Annotated in this window: 13 protein-coding genes and 1 pseudogene; 3 read left to right on the top strand and 11 right to left on the bottom strand. The window is 67.1% G+C overall.

Annotation, left to right across the window (positions count from 1 at the left end):
- Positions 1 to 9: 9 nt before the first annotated feature.
- From ACZI8W_RS08405 to ACZI8W_RS08430, 6 genes and pseudogenes are all read right to left on the bottom strand, one after another.
- Positions 10 to 234 (bottom strand): hypothetical protein, encoded by a 225-nt coding sequence (locus ACZI8W_RS08405; RefSeq protein WP_463368036.1) that lies wholly within the window; start codon positions 232 to 234, stop codon positions 10 to 12.
- Between the two features lie 101 nt (positions 235 to 335).
- Positions 336 to 491, bottom strand: coding sequence for a hypothetical protein (locus ACZI8W_RS08410; protein WP_463368037.1), 156 nt, complete (start codon positions 489 to 491; stop codon positions 336 to 338).
- Positions 492 to 614: 123 nt separating this feature from the next.
- Positions 615 to 1,020: pseudogene (locus ACZI8W_RS08415) on the bottom strand (IS6 family transposase); the annotation flags it as partial.
- 111 nt (positions 1,021 to 1,131) lie between these two features.
- Positions 1,132 to 2,370 carry a vWA domain-containing protein gene (locus ACZI8W_RS08420; RefSeq protein ID WP_463368038.1) on the bottom strand — a complete coding sequence of 413 codons (1,239 nt, stop codon included), beginning with the start codon at positions 2,368 to 2,370 and terminating at the stop codon, positions 1,132 to 1,134.
- Positions 2,367 to 3,599, bottom strand: coding sequence for an AAA family ATPase (locus ACZI8W_RS08425; RefSeq protein ID WP_463368039.1), 1,233 nt, complete (start codon positions 3,597 to 3,599; stop codon positions 2,367 to 2,369). The genes ACZI8W_RS08420 and ACZI8W_RS08425 overlap by 4 nt, the downstream gene beginning before the upstream one ends.
- A 74-nt stretch (positions 3,600 to 3,673) precedes the next feature.
- The gene (locus tag ACZI8W_RS08430; protein WP_463368040.1) at positions 3,674 to 5,044 is read right to left on the bottom strand and encodes a hypothetical protein; all 1,371 of its coding nucleotides are present in this window, start codon (positions 5,042 to 5,044) and stop codon (positions 3,674 to 3,676) included.
- 160 nt (positions 5,045 to 5,204) lie between these two features.
- On the opposite strand from ACZI8W_RS08430, the gene ACZI8W_RS08435 reads away from it, so the two are divergent.
- On the top strand, positions 5,205 to 8,423 hold the full coding sequence (locus ACZI8W_RS08435; protein ID WP_463368041.1) for a DEAD/DEAH box helicase: 3,219 nt from the start codon (positions 5,205 to 5,207) through the stop codon (positions 8,421 to 8,423).
- Between the two features lie 54 nt (positions 8,424 to 8,477).
- Here ACZI8W_RS08435 and mshC read toward each other — a convergent pair whose 3' ends face one another.
- Positions 8,478 to 9,719, bottom strand: coding sequence for a cysteine--1-D-myo-inosityl 2-amino-2-deoxy-alpha-D-glucopyranoside ligase (gene mshC, locus ACZI8W_RS08440; protein ID WP_463368042.1), 1,242 nt, complete (start codon positions 9,717 to 9,719; stop codon positions 8,478 to 8,480).
- Between the two features lie 142 nt (positions 9,720 to 9,861).
- Here mshC and ACZI8W_RS08445 point away from each other — a divergent pair, with 142 nt between their 5' ends.
- On the top strand, positions 9,862 to 10,815 hold the full coding sequence (locus tag ACZI8W_RS08445; protein WP_463368043.1) for a DUF808 domain-containing protein: 954 nt from the start codon (positions 9,862 to 9,864) through the stop codon (positions 10,813 to 10,815).
- Between the two features lie 17 nt (positions 10,816 to 10,832).
- Here the strand turns inward: ACZI8W_RS08445 and ACZI8W_RS08450 are convergent, their stop codons facing one another.
- From ACZI8W_RS08450 to ACZI8W_RS08465, 4 genes are read right to left on the bottom strand one after another with little or no spacing between them, the layout of a single operon-like run.
- On the bottom strand, positions 10,833 to 11,630 hold the full coding sequence (locus ACZI8W_RS08450; RefSeq protein ID WP_463368044.1) for an SCO1664 family protein: 798 nt from the start codon (positions 11,628 to 11,630) through the stop codon (positions 10,833 to 10,835).
- A 4-nt stretch (positions 11,631 to 11,634) separates the two neighbouring features.
- Positions 11,635 to 12,222: a DUF3090 domain-containing protein gene (locus ACZI8W_RS08455; protein ID WP_463368045.1), complete on the bottom strand. Its 588-nt coding sequence runs from the start codon at positions 12,220 to 12,222 to the stop codon at positions 11,635 to 11,637.
- A 45-nt stretch (positions 12,223 to 12,267) separates the two neighbouring features.
- Positions 12,268 to 12,999, bottom strand: a complete 732-nt coding sequence (locus ACZI8W_RS08460) for a histidine phosphatase family protein (protein ID WP_463368046.1) — start codon at positions 12,997 to 12,999, stop codon at positions 12,268 to 12,270.
- 54 nt (positions 13,000 to 13,053) lie between these two features.
- On the bottom strand, positions 13,054 to 13,899 hold the full coding sequence (locus ACZI8W_RS08465; protein ID WP_463368047.1) for an undecaprenyl-diphosphate phosphatase: 846 nt from the start codon (positions 13,897 to 13,899) through the stop codon (positions 13,054 to 13,056).
- A gap of 207 nt (positions 13,900 to 14,106) precedes the next feature.
- Between ACZI8W_RS08465 and ACZI8W_RS08470 the strand changes: the two genes are divergently transcribed.
- Positions 14,107 to 15,045 (top strand): aldo/keto reductase, encoded by a 939-nt coding sequence (locus tag ACZI8W_RS08470; RefSeq protein ID WP_463368048.1) that lies wholly within the window; start codon positions 14,107 to 14,109, stop codon positions 15,043 to 15,045.
- The last annotated feature ends 58 nt before the right edge of the window (positions 15,046 to 15,103 follow it).

Genomic DNA, 15,103 nt, shown 5'->3' on the forward strand with positions numbered 1-15,103 from the left:
ACATCGCGGTCAGGGATCGACGCCTTCATCGGTCGTGGTGACAACCGAGGCCCACCATCGTCCGTCGGCCTCGATGACCGAATGCGATATAGAGATCACGATGACGTCCGTGGCCACAGACACTTCGTTGGCGAAGGCGGCAGCGTGGTTGGACAGTTCGCCGCGCAGCTCAGCGAGGCTGTCAAAGGGGCCGAGTTCGAGGGTACAGACCTCGTACGCGCGGTCGGTGCTCATGACCGAACGGTACGGCGACTGCATGGCGGCACGCCGCGCCGTGCCCGAGGGGGTGCCGACCTTCTCCGACGCGGACCGCCACGACCACCTCGGTTCGCTTCCTACACCGGTCCTCCTGCGGTGGCCACAACCGCCTGAACCCACGCGTCCGGAGCGCCGATCTGCGCACCAGGCGTGTCGTAGAAATCGACAACGTCGCCGACCACCCTGAAACGCCAGGTCAACTGCTCCACGCTTTCGAGCTCCCCACTCGACACGAGCTTTACTGTCGCACAACGGCATCGTCAACTTGGCTGGGCCCAGAGCTGGATCCGGGCATGTGGAGCCGGGTGAGGGATCCTGTCGGAGCCGCACCGTTCAGGCTGCGGGGACAGACCGATGACCTCGTTCCACACGGCGAAGCGATCGGTCATCTCGCGTCGCCATTCAGACGCGTTGAGCAGGTGTCGCCGCGACTGAACGTGCCCTGCGATGCCGCCGAACGCCGAGAGGAACCGCTGCGCCTGCCCGGGCGAGGCGAACCCGTTTCATCGCCCGCTCACGTCGCCGCGTGGGCTGATGGGAGTTCTCCGCCCGATTATTCAGGTACCTCGACCGCCGGTGCTCGACCGACGGCATCACCTCCCGATGCGCCACCTGGTAACTACCGAGCTCGTCGGTGACCAGCACCCGTGGCACCGCGCACTGCCTCTTGAGGAGCTTGCGGAAGAACTTCTTCGCGGCCACGGCGTTTCGGCGGGACTGGACCAGCACGTCGAGGACGTTGCCGTCCTGGTCCACGGCGCGTCATATAGTAACCCTACGGAATGCACACTGTATGCACAATCAGTTCTGGCCACACGCAGGGTGGCAATCCTGTCGGCCGATTCCGTTCCCCGTACGCGCGTCGGGTGCCGATCAGCCGCGCGATCTGCCGATCTCCACTACATGCGCCCACTCCGGTGGTCTGTCCGGGACGTAGTCGGGGTTCGATTCGCTGTAGGAAACGCGTCGGGGAAACAGGCCGACCACCGTTCGGCACCCTGGACGGCTGCTGGGCCAGGGCGTCTGCCCGTCGGTGAGCACGACCACCACATCGGGGCAGGGGCGACTGCGCAGTGCCCTGTCGAATCCGGCGCGCAGATCCGTGCCGCCACCCCCGAACAGTGGAATGTTCTCGGCCTGGCACAGCGGGTGCACGACCCGGGCCGCGGCGTCGCAGGACAGCACCGTGACCAGGTCGCGGCGCCCGCCCACGGCCCGCGCGATGGCGGCAACCTCGAGAAGTGCGCTGCCCAAGTCGGCGTCGCTGACCGAACCGGAGGTGTCGACGATGACACTGACCCGAGGCGGGGTGCGCCGCAGGCTCGGTAGCACCGCACCGGGCACCGCGGCGGAGCGCCGCGCCGGCCGGCGGTATGTGTAGTTGTCGCCGGTGCCGGACGAGGACGTGGCCGAGCGGATCGCTGCGCCCAGCAGGGCTCGCCACGGCTGCGGCGGGTGCAGGGCCTCCTGCGCCCACCGTCGCCATCCGCGGGGTGCATTGCCCGGTTGTCCGATGATGCTGTGCGCCACCCGGAAACGGACCGCGTCTCGCTGCTCGTCACTGAGCGCATTGGCGCCCTCGGGGCCCAGTTCCCACTCGCGGTCCAGCCCGTCGGCGCCGCTGCCGCAGTCGAGCCAGATCAGCCTGTCGGTACACGGGCCGAGGCCGAACTGCTGCAGATAGTCCTCCATGAGCTGACCGGCGGGCAGCTGCAGCGTCGACGGCAGAACGGCATCGCCGGGTAGTGGCAATCCGTCACCGAACGCATCGTCGTTGATCTCCGCGTCGGCGGCGATGTTCATGCGCAGCCGATCGGCACGGGAGGTCAGTTCATGTGTGCGGGCGTAGCGGTCGCTGCGGCCGTGGTGATCGCGCAGCAGATGCGACACCTCGTGGACCAGGATCGAGGCCAGTTCCTCCACCGGTCGCTGAGCGACGAAGACGGGCGAGACGTAGCAGCGCCAATGCCGGTCCACCCCGAGGGTCGGCACGCGAGCCGACTCGACGATGTGCAGCGCGTACAAGGCGGTCGCGAGATAGGGCCGGGCCCGCGCGGCGTACAGCCGGGCTGCGTAGATCTTGTCCACGTCGACCGCAGGTACCGCCGTCATCGACCGGTGGCACGATCGGCCGCGTCGTCTGCCGCCTGAGAGACCGACACGACCCCGGCGAGCCGGTCGAGTGCCGCAGGCACCTCCCACTCGTCCCGGCGCAGAGTGGCGAGGGTGGTCGCCGGGACGACCACGAGGTCGGGTGGCCCGCTTGCCACCGCGGTCACCAGGATCGCCCACGCCGCGTCCCAGCGCCACTTCTCCGGCCGTCGACGGACGGCGGCGACCACCGCGTCGAGTACGGCCTGGCGCAGATCACCGCGATCGGGGAGATCGGCGGATCCTGGATCAGCGAGCAGCGTCTCGGGGTCGGGGAGGTCCATACGCTCGAGGGCGGCGAGCAATTCGAATCCCGGTCCGTCGCCGACACTCCCCCGGACCAGCAGAGACAGGACGTCTTTCGACGACGAGGTGGCGGTCGCGAAAGCAATCAGCCGCACTGTCATGTCCCAGGTGCGTGGCGATGGCCAGGCGCTGCCGCGGCGGGTCTGACTGCTGGGCAGTTGATGGACGAGAGCGGGTCGGGCGGTGAGGAGCTCACAGACCGCGCGGCGGGCGAAACTCACCGCGTCCGAGAACGTCGCCGGATCGAGTCGAGGCAGCGTCGCACGTGGCCAGGTTCCGCCGAGACCCCGGACGATCACGTCGTGGTCGTAGGTCCAGTGCAGGTGCACGAATCGGTTCGCCAGAGGTGGACTCAGTTCCCAGCCGTCCGCAGCCGAAGACGATGGGTTGGCTGCGGCCACGATGCGGACCTCGGGTGGGAGTTGCAGTGCCCCGATTCGTCTTTCCAGCACGAGACGGAGCAGCGCAGCCTGCACGGCAGGCGGTGCCGTCGACAGTTCGTCCAAGAAAAGCAATCCTCGGCCGGCCTCCACGAGCCGGACGGCCCAGTCGGGCGGGGCCATCGGGACGCCCTGTGTGGCCGGGTCGTCCCCGAGAACGGGCAGACCCGAGAAGTCCGACGGTTCGTGCACACTCGCGATGACGGTGGTCAGTGGTAAGTCTACGGCCTCGGCGAGCTGAGTCAGGGCGGCGGTTTTACCGATTCCCGGTTCGCCCCACAGCAGTACCGGTAGGTCCGCGGACACCGCCAAGGTGAGGGCCTCGAGTTGGTCGTCGGGGCGAGGTTCGGTGGTCACCGCGGCGAGCATCGTCAACAGTTCTGCGGCACTGTCGAGTTCGATGTTGCCGGGACTGTCGGGAAGGAATGTGGAAGACATGTGCATCACCTGTGAGGTCCGATGGAACAGCAGGTTGCGTCCGATCGGACACCCTGCGGGACGGTGGATTGTGGAAAGGTTCAGCGTGATCGGGTGTGGTGCAACCGTCCGGCGTTTCGCGGTCGCGATGGAGGAGACGGTTCCACCGGCGCAGTACGGAACCGGTCGTACGTGGTGCGGCGCTCGACGGCCGCGCGCAGCTCGTCCAGCAGGGGTCCGTCACGGAGAATCGCGTCGGGACCGAGCAGTCCTTCGACGACGGCGAGCGCCCCCTCGGCATCTCCGTGGTCCAGACGTTCGCGGACGCCCGGCAGGCAGTCTGGACGACGAAGCGCCTGGTCGATGAACTGAAGACACGGCAGCGGGGTGCCACCCAATGCGACGAGCAGTTCCTCGCGCCGAGTCTCGGCGGAATCATGATCGAGGGCGGTCAGTACGCCGTCGACCAAGCCGATCCGGTGCCGTTCACCACGGCAGTCGACCACGTGAATCCGGTTCTTCCGGTTCGCCGTCCGGGATGGTGTCTGCGGCGACCAGCCCGGTTCCAGGACGGCGGCGACCAGTGGGTGCAGCCGATCAGCGGTGATCGCGCCCGACCGGATCAGTTCCAGGTCGGGCAGCACCCAGGTCGCGGCATCGGGCAGCACCGGGAGCGCGGCGAGCCGGCCGCGGGGGTAGTCGTCCACGAGATGCATCGCGGCGGGGTCGGTGCCGCCGACCGGCTCCACCACCAGGTCGTTCCGGCCCCCACACCGCACCCGCACGGGGCCATCACGTTGTCGGTCGGCGCCGAGCAGGATGCGGGCCTCGGCCGCCCAGCGGTCGACGGCGCAGCCGTCGGGGATCACCGCCGCCAGGGCTGGGTCGAGCTTGGCGACGCCCGGCATTTGGCCTGTCCCACTGCGCATTCGCAGATCACCGGATCTGCGTGCATCCCACAGGTGCCGGTGGAGGTCGAGCCGGAACCGCCTGTTGGGTCGCGGATGGGGATGGTTCGCGGGCTCCGAGCCGTCCCACAGTGCCAGCACGACCCTTTGCCCGGCATCTGCCCACGCCGGAGCGGTGCGGACCACCAGGTGCACCGAACCGGTTCCACCGCAACATTTTCGGCGTTCCCGTGGACCGTATCGGGCGAGTGCGATGGTCAGCCCGGGGCGCAGCAGTCCGTCGGGGGCTACCCGCGGTAGGTGCCAGCGGAGGAGGTCGGGGGCCAGGTGTCGCAGATCGTCCAGGACCTGGGACACGACGTCCTGGCTGTACACGTGAGCCAGCCCGCGTAGGTCGATGTCGACATCGACTCCCGCTGCATCACACGCACCGCGCCAGTCGCCAGCACGACGCCGGTCGGTTGCGACCTCGATCATGGACGGCGACACGGCGAACTCGCGCACCCGCAGCCAGAAGGACAGTCGGGGAATGATCCCGTTCGTGTTCGGAGGGTGCATCAGCACTCACCGTGAGCGAACTGGGCCCCCAATCTTGAATCAGAGAAGGTTGTCATCGGCGCAATCGTAGCCTGCCGCGGCGAACTCGGCCACCCCGTGCGTGGTTCAGGCAGCACTGGCTACCACATCCGCGCACGGGACGCGGGGGCGCATAGACTGCCCACCCATGGCCAGGAATCCCGCGTTCAACCAGCTTGTCCAGTCGTTGGTCGACGAGGTGGGCCGACCCACGTTCGACCGCGGCAGACGCTACGCGGAGTCGGGTGCGGTCGTTCATTGTGGCTTCGACGAGGACGAACTCTTCGGCTACGGGACGGTGGCCGGAACGCAGATGTACCAGGCTGTTATTCAGCTCAGCCCCGGACCACGGGGACTCGAGTTCGAGTACGGCGAGTGTTCGTGCCCGGTCGGGTACGACTGCAAGCACACCGTGGCACTTCTTCTCACCCTGCTCGACCCGCAGGCGGACGCAGTGCCTTTCGCGCCTCCCTCGTGGGAGGCATCGTTCGAGGTATTGCTCGGCGACGACGACATCGGCAACGGCGCGCCGCTCGCGCTGCAACTGGCGTTGACGCACCGAGCGCACACACCGGCACCTGCCCTCACTGCGCGGGTGCTGAGGCCCGGCAAGACCGGGTGGGTGTCCGGCAACATCTCCTGGCAGAACCTGGCCTACACCTACGACGTGAACAAGCAGCACAAGCAATTGTTGCTCGAGTTCGCGGCGCTGGTGCAGGCATCGACGCGAAGCTATTACAGCTCCACCCAAACCATGATCGATCTGTCTGCGGTGTCGCCGCGGCTGTGGTCGCTGCTCAGTGATGCCCGCACCCTCGGGATCGAGCTGCGCTACGCGAAGAAGAAGCACGGTGAAGTACCGCCACCCGGCACAGCCGATGTGTGCGTGGATGTCGCCGACTCCGGCAACGGCCTGACAGTGACCCCGACGCTGCTCATCGACGACGACACTGCGGCGAGCGCCGTCGGATTCATCGGGGCCCCCGCTCACGGCGTGGTCTACCTCCCGCCGGGCGATCACGGTGGCACCGCGCCAGCGGATCAACCGTTCCGGCTCGCGCAGCTGCGTCACACCGCACCCCAAGGTATGCAGCAACTGTTGCAGAGCAAGACTGCGCTCACGGTGCCGGCGGACCAGGCGGCACGGTTCACTGCCGCCTACTACCCGCGCCTGCAACGTGCTGCGACGGTCGGCTCCGCAGACGGCTCCTTCACCGCACCGACCGTCACCGGGCCGACACTGCTGCTGCGCGTCGCCTTCCGTCCCGAGCATCGCACCGATCTGCACTGGCAGTTCGTGTACACCGTCGGTGACAGCGAGTACACGGCCGAATTGTACGAACACCTCTCCGACGCTGTGCGCGACCAGGAGGCGGAGGCCACACTGCTGGCCGAGACCCGGGCCGTGGTGGGCCCGTTCGGACTGGACAACACCGTCGACCGCCGATTGTTCGCGCGCGTCACGCTCACCGGTCTCGACACCGCGCGTCTCGTGTCCGAACTACTGCCGCTGTTGTCCGACCGCGACGACGTGCAGGTGCGGGTCGAGGGCAGCCCCGCAGACTACCGCGACGTGAGCGACAGTCTGCGGATCGGACTGTCCACCAAGGCCACCGAGGATTCCGACTGGTTCGACCTGAACATCTCCCTCGAGATCGATGGTGAGACGGTCCCGTTCCGGGAGGTGTTCACCGCGCTCAGCGACGGCGCGTCGTATCTGATGCTGCCCGACGGAGCGTATCTGTCGCTGGACAAACCCGAGTTGCAGCAGTTGCGCCGCCTCGTCGAGGAAGCACGGGCGCTGCACGAAGATGACCCGGATCGGTTGCGGTTGAGCCGGTTCCAAGCGGGGATCTGGGAAGAACTCGCGGCGCTCGGTGTCATCGACCGGCAGGCCGCTGCCTGGAAGAAGCAGGTGCAGGGGCTCCTCGACGTGCATGCGACAGCGAAAACGCGGGTGCCGAAGACGTTGCAGGCGACGCTGCGACCGTATCAGCTGGACGGGTTCCGGTGGCTGACGTTCCTGTGGACGCACGGGCTCGGCGGCATCCTCGCCGACGACATGGGGCTCGGCAAGACACTGCAGTCACTCGCCCTGATCTGCCACGCCCGCAGCAAACGCCCCAGCGATCCCCCGGTCCTCATCGTGGCCCCGACATCGGTAGTCCCGAACTGGGCCGCCGAGGCTCGACGGTTCACCCCGCACCTGAATGTTCTCGCGATCACCGAGACCTCTCGGAAACGTGGCCTGGAACTCGGCGAGATGCTCGACAGCATCGACGTCGTCGTCACGTCGTACACGCTGCTGCGTCTGGACATAGACGAGTATCTCGATCGGGACTGGTCGATGCTGCTGCTCGACGAAGCACAGTTCGTCAAGAACCATCGGGCGAAGGCCTACCAGTGCGTGCGCGAGGTGGAGGCGCCACTGAAGGTCGCGATCACCGGCACCCCGATGGAAAACAACCTGATGGAGTTGTGGTCGCTGCTGTCGGTCACCGCGCCGGGCCTGTTCCCGAATCCGACGAAGTTCCAGGACTACTACCGCAAACCCATCGAGAGCGGCACCAACCCCGAATTACTGGTGCAGTTGCGTCAGCGCATCAAACCATTGATGTTGCGTCGCACCAAGGAGCAGGTCGCCCCCGATCTGCCGGACAAGCAGGAGCAGGTCCTCGAGGTAGATCTGTTACCGAAGCACCGCGCCCTCTACGACCGGCAGCTGCAGCGGGAACGGCAGAAGATCCTCGGGCTCGTCGACGACCTGGACCGCAACCGCATCACGATCCTGCGGTCGCTGACGATGCTGCGGCAGATGAGCCTCGATCCGGCGCTCGTCGACGACGCGCACAGCAAGGTCGGCTCCGCGAAGATCGATGCGCTGCTCGAACAGCTCGACGACGTGATCGCCGGTGGTCACCGCGCGTTGGTGTTCAGCCAGTTCACCGGATTCTTCGATCGCGTCCGGCCCCGGCTCGAAGCCGCCGGTATCGACTACCTGTACTTGGACGGAAAGACGCGCAAACGCGGGAAAGTGCTCGAGGAGTTCAAGTCCGGGGCAGCGCCGGTGTTCCTCATCAGCCTCAAGGCCGGAGGATTCGGGTTGAACCTCGTCGAGGCGGACTACTGCTTCCTGCTCGACCCGTGGTGGAATCCCGCAACGGAAGCACAGGCCGTCGACCGCACCCATCGCATCGGGCAGACCCGCAACGTCATGGTGTATCGGCTCATCGCCCGCGGCACCATCGAGGCAAAGGTGCGGGCACTACAGCTCCGCAAGGCAGAGTTGTTCTCCTCGGTGGTCGACGACGGAGAGATGTTCTCGTCCACCCTGACGGCCGACGACATCCGCGCACTGTTGGCGTAGCCGCCCCGTGCGTGGTTCTGGTAGCCGGCGCTACCAGAACCACGCACGGGCGCGTCAGCGCAGCGGGATGCCCAGTAGCGAGTCGATGGCGTCGGCGAACAGGCGTGGTGCCGCAGCGTCGTCGCCGCCGCGGTCGACGGCGAACTGTGCCCATGCATCGAGGGCCGCGAGGGCTTTGGGGGTGTCGAGATCATCGGCGAGGTGCTGACGCAGCCGCGCGACCGTGTCCGTCGCGGACGCCGCGGACGGCACCGCCGCCGCACGGCGCCACAGGCTGAGCCGGGCTTCGGCGGACGCAAGCACCTCAGACGTCCACGCCCGATCGACGCGGTAATGACCGGACAGCAAACCGAGGCGGATCGCGGCCGGGTCCACGCCCTCGCCACGCATCTTCGAGACGAACACCAGGTTGCCGCGCGACTTGGACATCTTCTCGCCGTCGAGGCCGATCATGCCGGTATGCACGTAGTGCCGCGCGAAGCGGCGGTCGCCGGTGACGGCTTCGGCGTGGGCGGCGGAGAATTCGTGGTGCGGGAAGATCAGATCGCTGCCGCCGCCCTGGATGTCGAAGCCGCTGCCGATGCGGTTGAGTGCGATCGCGGCGCATTCGATGTGCCAGCCGGGGCGGCCGTCGCCGAACGGGGACGGCCAGGCCGGTTCGCCGGGACGCTGCGCGCGCCACAGCAGAGCGTCGAGCGGGTTCCGTTTGCCGGGGCGTTCGGGGTCGCCGCCGCGCTCGGCGAAGAACTGCGCCATGGTGGCGTGGTCGTACCCGGATTCGTAACCGAACTGTTCGGTGGCGTCGACCCGGAAGTACACGTCGGGGTACTGCTCGTCGTCGACCACATACGCAGCACCGGACGCGACAAGCTTCTCGACGAGCTCGATCACCTCGCCCACCGATTCGACGGCCCCGATGAAATCGCGCGGCGGCAGGACCCGCAACGCCTCCATGTCCTCACGGAACAGCGCGGTCTCGCGCATACCGAGTACCACCCAATCCTCGCCGTCGCGGGCGGCGCGTTCGAACAGCGGGTCGTCGACGTCGGTAACGTTCTGCACGTAGTGGACGTTGTGCCCGTTGTCGCGCCAGATGCGGTTGACGAGATCGAACGTGAGGTAGGTGGCGGCGTGCCCGAGGTGGGTGGCGTCGTACGGGGTGATGCCGCACACATACATCGTGGCCGTCGCACCGGGGGTGACGGGCCGCACAGCTCGATCGGCGGTGTCGAACAACCTCAACGGGGGGCCTTCACCGGGCACGGACGGAATCGCGACATCGGACCAAGACAGCATGAACCCGAGCCTAATGGAATGGACGACATGAGCAGCCTTGCCCCTGCTCGGCGAGCATGCGTCACCATAGGTTCGGTACGGTTCGATGTCGACCACGATCACGTGCGTTCGGCTCTACAGAAGAGAATCGTGGGAGGTTCCCGTGGCTGGTGGTCTCGTCGCCCTGCTGGACGATGTTGCGGTGCTCGCGAAGGCGGCTGCGGCGTCGATCGACGACATCGGAGCCGCGGCTGGTAAGGCCAGTATCAAGGCTGCGGGTGTGGTGGTCGACGACACCGCCGTCACCCCGCGCTATGTGCACGGATTTTCTCCCGACCGTGAACTGCCGATCATTCGCAAGATCGCGATCGGGTCGATCCGCAACAAGCTGCTGATCATCCTGCCGGTGGCGATGCTGCTGAGTCAGTTCCTGCCGCAGGCGCTGCCGTATCTGCTGATCGCCGGTGGTCTGTTCCTGTGTTTCGAGGGCGCCGAGAAAGTGTACGAAGCATTGTTCGGGGGACACCAGGCCGACGAGGACGTGCCCGCCGCGGCGCGTGGGCCCGAGTTCGAGAAGACCATGATCAGCGGGGCCGTCCGCACCGATCTGATCCTGTCGGCCGAGATCATGGTGATCTCGCTGTCGTCGGTCGAGAGTGAACCGTTCGTGACCCGGCTGCTGGTACTGATCGTCGTCGCGATTCTGATCACCGCGCTGGTGTACGGAGTGGTGGCGTTGATCGTGAAGATGGACGACGTGGGTTTGGTGATGGCGCGACGGAAGTCCTCGTTCGCTCAACGGATCGGGCGGGGCCTGGTGTCGGCGATGCCGAAGGTGATGACGGTGCTCACTGTGGTCGGTATCGCCGCGATGTTGTGGGTGGGCGGGCACATCCTGCTCGTCAATGTCGGTGAGGCCGGATTCCATTGGCCGGCCGATCGTCTCCACGATCTCGAGCACTGGTTCGGCGAGCTCGTGGACGGTGGGTTCGGCGGCGTCCTGTCGTGGACCGCGGGCACCGTGACGTCCGCGGTGGTCGGACTCGTCCTCGGCGCAATCGTCGTGCTGATCGTGCACGTGCTTCCGAAGCGGAAGAAAAACGCCTCGGCGCACTGATCAGTTCGCGGGCAAGTTCAGAACGCCGGCCAAGGGATGCACCGCTCGCCGAGGGGGCGGGGCATCACGGGCCGCTCGAGCAGCGCGAGGATCCGGTGGTGCAGCGCGGCGACCTCGGCGTCGGTGATGTGCTCGCGCAGCACGTCGGCGAAGTCGCCGTCGAACCGGCGCGCGAGTTTGTCGAGGTCGGTGAGCAGCGCCTGGTCGACGGTGGAGTTCGCCCATCCCCACAGCACTGTGCGCATCTTGTTCTGCGCATGCAGGCAGATTCCGTGGTCGATGCCGTAGACGGTGCCGTCGCGACCTTCGAGGACGTGGCCACCCTTACGGTCGGCGTTGTTGAGGATGATGTCGAGGACGGCCATGCGCTGCAGGGTCGGGTCGTCGGCGTGGACCAAGGCGACGTCGCTGCCGTCCATGTCGTGGGCGCGGAGCACGGGTAGCCATCCCTCGGGGACTTCGTCGACGGGACAGATGTCGACCCGGTCGAGGCGGTCGGCGGAGTCGTCGCGGGTGTCGATCCAGCGTTGGACCATGCCGCGCCCGAACGGGCCGTCGCGCAGTACCGTGAGAGGGATGATGCCCCAGCCGAGCGCTTCGGCGATGAGGTAGGAGGCGACCTCGCGCCCGGCGAGGGTGCCGTCCGGGAAATCCCAGAGCGGGCGTTCCCCCCGGACGGGTTTGTAGACGCACCGCACGCTGTGTGAATCGAGTGTGGCGTCGCATACGAGGGTGGCGTTACTGGCGTGCACGACCTGCCCGACGACGGTCAGGCTGCCGTCGGACAACACGTCGCGCACGTCGGGCACGGCCATGGTGTCAGTTCTCCTCGTCGAACCACGACGTCGGATCGAATCCCGGGTTGCGCAGGTAGCCGTTGGTGCGCACACAGATGTGGCCTTCACCGTCGATGGGTTCACCACACAGCGGGCAGGGGGTGCGGCCTGCGGAAATGACCATTTCGGAGCGAGTCGCGAAGCCGCGCGCCTGGATCGGGGTGAGGAACACCCGGACGGCGTCCGGGCCTTCCTCGGTGTCGTCGAGGACGACGGATTCGTCGAGTTCGGTCTCGGTGACGGCGAGCAGTTCGACGACGACGGCACCGGAGTCCGCATCCCAGCCCAGCCCCATGGTGCCGACCCGGAATTCTGCGTCGATGGGCGTTTGCAGGGGGCTGGTGTCGACGTCCGCGTCGTCGGGCAAAGTGGTGCCGAACCGGCGGTGAACCTCTTCGAGCAGTAGCCCCATCCGGTCTGCCAGGATCTGGACCTGCTGTTTCTCCAGTATCACGCTCACCACCCGGGAGTCGTGTACAGCCTGCAGGTAGAACACCCGGTCGCCGGGTTCACCGACGGTGCCGGCAACGAACCGGTCCGGGGTCCGGAAGACGTGTATCGCGCGGGCCATTGCACCTCCTCGAGTCCGTTCACTGTGCCATGCCGGTCACTGTCATTATCCGCCCCGGGTGCCGTGTCCCTCCCCGATCTCGTCGGCCGGGGAATCGTTCGGCCCGTCACCGGGCACTTCGCCGCCCGGAACGGATTTCGGGGCGTCGGCCACCGCGAGACCGGAGAGGTCGCTGCCGGTGTCGTTGACGCGCAATACGAAGGGCCGGGTGTCGGTATAGCGCACGACGCTGATCGAGGCGGGTTCGGCCACGATGCGCTGGAACCCGTCGAGGTGGGTGGCCAGGGCGTCGGCCAGGATCGACTTGATCACGTCTCCGTGACTGCAGGCGACCCACACGACGTCCTTGCCGTGGGTGTCGGCGAGACGACGGTCGTGCTCGCGGATCGCCGCGACAGCGCGGGCCTGCACCTGCGCGAGCCCTTCGCCGCCGGGGAACACCGCTGCGGACGCGTGCTGCTGCACCACCTTCCACATCGGTTCGCGGACGAGGTCGCCGAGCTTGCGGCCGGTCCATTGCCCGTAGTCGACTTCGGCGAGCCGATCGTCGATCGTCGGCGCCAGGCCACGGTCGGTGGCCAGGGGCTGCACGGTCTGTCGGCAGCGCAGCAGCGGCGACCGGACGATCTCGGCGATGTCGAGACCTGTCAAGCGGGTGAGGAGGTTCTTGGCCTGCACGTGGCCGACCTCGTCGAGTTCCACTCCGGGGGTACGACCGGCCAACATCTGTGATGTGTTGGCCGTAGACCGTCCGTGGCGCAGCAGGATGACCGTCATACGATCCAGCCTAGTGTCCTGCCGCGCCGGGGTGGCCGTGCGTTCCGACGACGGCTACGTGGCCGAGATCACACCGGTGCCGAGCAGGCCGAACAGCAGCAGACCGATGATGATGCGGTACCCGACGAACCAGTACATCGAGTGGTTCACCACGAACCTGAGCAGCCAGGCGATCGCGGCGTAGCCGACACCGAATGCGATGAGTGTCGCCACCGCGAGTTGAGCCCCGGAGGCCTCGAGCCCTTCGCCGACGGGCTCGAACGCATCGGGCAGGCTGAACAGCCCCGATGCGAGGACGGCCGGGATGGCCAGCAGAAACGAGTAGCGGGCCGCAGCTTCACGGGTGAGGCCGAGGAACAGGCCCGCGGAGATGGTGCCGCCGGAGCGGGACACACCGGGGATCAGGGCGAGTGCCTGGGCCGAACCCATGATGAGTCCGTCCTTGAGGGTGAGCTGGTCGATGGTGCGGCGCTGGCGTCCGTAGTACTCGGCGGCGGCGATGACGAACGAGAACACGATGAGCATGGTTGCGACGAGCCACAGGTTGCGTGCGACGGTGCGGATTTCGTCCTTGAACAGCAGGCCGAGGATGCCGATGGGGATGGTACCGAGAATCACATACCAGCCCATCTTGTAGTCGTGGTTGTCGCGGTACTCCTTGTGGAACACGCCGCGGAACCAGGCGCACAGGATACGCCAGATGTCTGCGGCGAAGAACACCAGAACGGCGGCTTCGGTGCCGAGCTGTGTCACGGCGGTGAACGATGCGCCGGCGTCTGCTCCGAAGAACAACTCGGACACGATCCGCATGTGACCGGACGAAGAAATCGGCAGGAATTCGGTCAGGCCTTGCACGAGTCCGAGGATGATGGTCTGCAACCAGGTCATCGATTCGGTCATGCCGTCACCCCGGCATGGTCACAGCAGGGGGATGTCCGGTGGGTCGAGGTGCCCGCATTCGATGTGCGCAGAGTCCGATTCACCCGCGAAACAGTACGCGGCGCGCCGAACCTCCACTCGTCGTGCATCCGACATTAAGGTGCCAATCATGGGAACGGTCGTGGATCGGTCGGCACGTTCCCTCCGGTCGGGAGGATCACAGGCGGTATGGAACACAGAACAGTGGGCTCGAGTGGACTGCGCGTGTCGCGACTCGGACTCGGAACCTTGACCTGGGGGCGCGGTACCGACGGCGACGAGGCGGCCGCCCAGCTGTCCGCGTTCGTCGATGCGGGAGGCACCCTCGTCGACACCTCCCCCGCCTACGGCGACGGGGTCGCGCAGCGCATCCTCGCCGAACTGCTCGACGATGTGGTGCCTCGCAACGAACTGGTGCTCTCGGGCAGTTCGGGGATCGACACCACCACGCTCGGTTCGGGGCGGGTCGACTGCTCCCGCGGTGGTCTGCTCACCCAGCTCGATCACACGCTGCGCGAGCTGGGCACCGACCACCTCGACGTCTGGCAGGTCGCGACCTGGGATCCCCACACCCCGATCGACGAGGTTGCCTCGGCGCTCGAGTTCGCCGTGTCCAGCGGTCGCGTCCGGTATGTCGGGGTGCGCGGCTACCTGGGGTGGCAGCTCGCAACGGCAGCAGCGCAGACCCGGCGGCCCGCGCCTCTGGTGTGCACGCAGGTCGAGTACTCGCTGCTTGCCCGTGGCGTCGAGGAGGAACTGATTCCCGCGGCCGCGCATCACGGCGTCGGCGTCTTCGCCGCGGTCCCACTCGCCGGCGGTGTGCTCACCGGCAAGTACCGCGCGGGGATGCCCGCCGATTCACGAGGCGCCGACGACGTGCACACCGGGGAAGTGCAGCGGTATCTGACGAAGTCCGCGATCCGGGTGGTCGACGCGGTCGCCACCGCCGCCGACGGCCTGGGCACCTCGCCACTGGCGGTGGCATTGGCGTGGGTGCGGGATCGTCCGCATGTCGCCTCGGCCCTGGTCGGTGCACGCGATCTGGCACAGTTGACAGGAGTGCTGGTCGCGGAGGACCTGGCCTTGCCGCCGGCGATCTCGGCCGCGCTCGACGATGTCAGTGCGTGAGTGGGAGCCGGGTTTTACCGGAATCCCCCGCAAAGGTTAGGCTGTCCTGCCAAGAAGG

It is taken from the genome of Rhodococcus ruitaii, assembly GCF_055230935.1.

Coding starts and splice junctions, on each gene's coding strand:
- ACZI8W_RS08455 (WP_463368045.1), bottom strand. CDS start 12,222: ATGGCCCGCGCGATACACGTCTTCCGGACCCCGGACCGGTTCGTTGCC.
- ACZI8W_RS08470 (WP_463368048.1), top strand. CDS start 14,107: ATGGAACACAGAACAGTGGGCTCGAGTGGACTGCGCGTGTCGCGACTC.
- ACZI8W_RS08460 (WP_463368046.1), bottom strand. CDS start 12,999: ATGACGGTCATCCTGCTGCGCCACGGACGGTCTACGGCCAACACATCA.
- ACZI8W_RS08405 (WP_463368036.1), bottom strand. CDS start 234: ATGAGCACCGACCGCGCGTACGAGGTCTGTACCCTCGAACTCGGCCCC.
- ACZI8W_RS08425 (WP_463368039.1), bottom strand. CDS start 3,599: ATGCACATGTCTTCCACATTCCTTCCCGACAGTCCCGGCAACATCGAA.
- ACZI8W_RS08435 (WP_463368041.1), top strand. CDS start 5,205: ATGGCCAGGAATCCCGCGTTCAACCAGCTTGTCCAGTCGTTGGTCGAC.
- ACZI8W_RS08450 (WP_463368044.1), bottom strand. CDS start 11,630: ATGGCCGTGCCCGACGTGCGCGACGTGTTGTCCGACGGCAGCCTGACC.
- mshC (WP_463368042.1), bottom strand. CDS start 9,719: ATGCTGTCTTGGTCCGATGTCGCGATTCCGTCCGTGCCCGGTGAAGGC.
- ACZI8W_RS08420 (WP_463368038.1), bottom strand. CDS start 2,370: ATGACGGCGGTACCTGCGGTCGACGTGGACAAGATCTACGCAGCCCGG.
- ACZI8W_RS08465 (WP_463368047.1), bottom strand. CDS start 13,899: ATGACCGAATCGATGACCTGGTTGCAGACCATCATCCTCGGACTCGTG.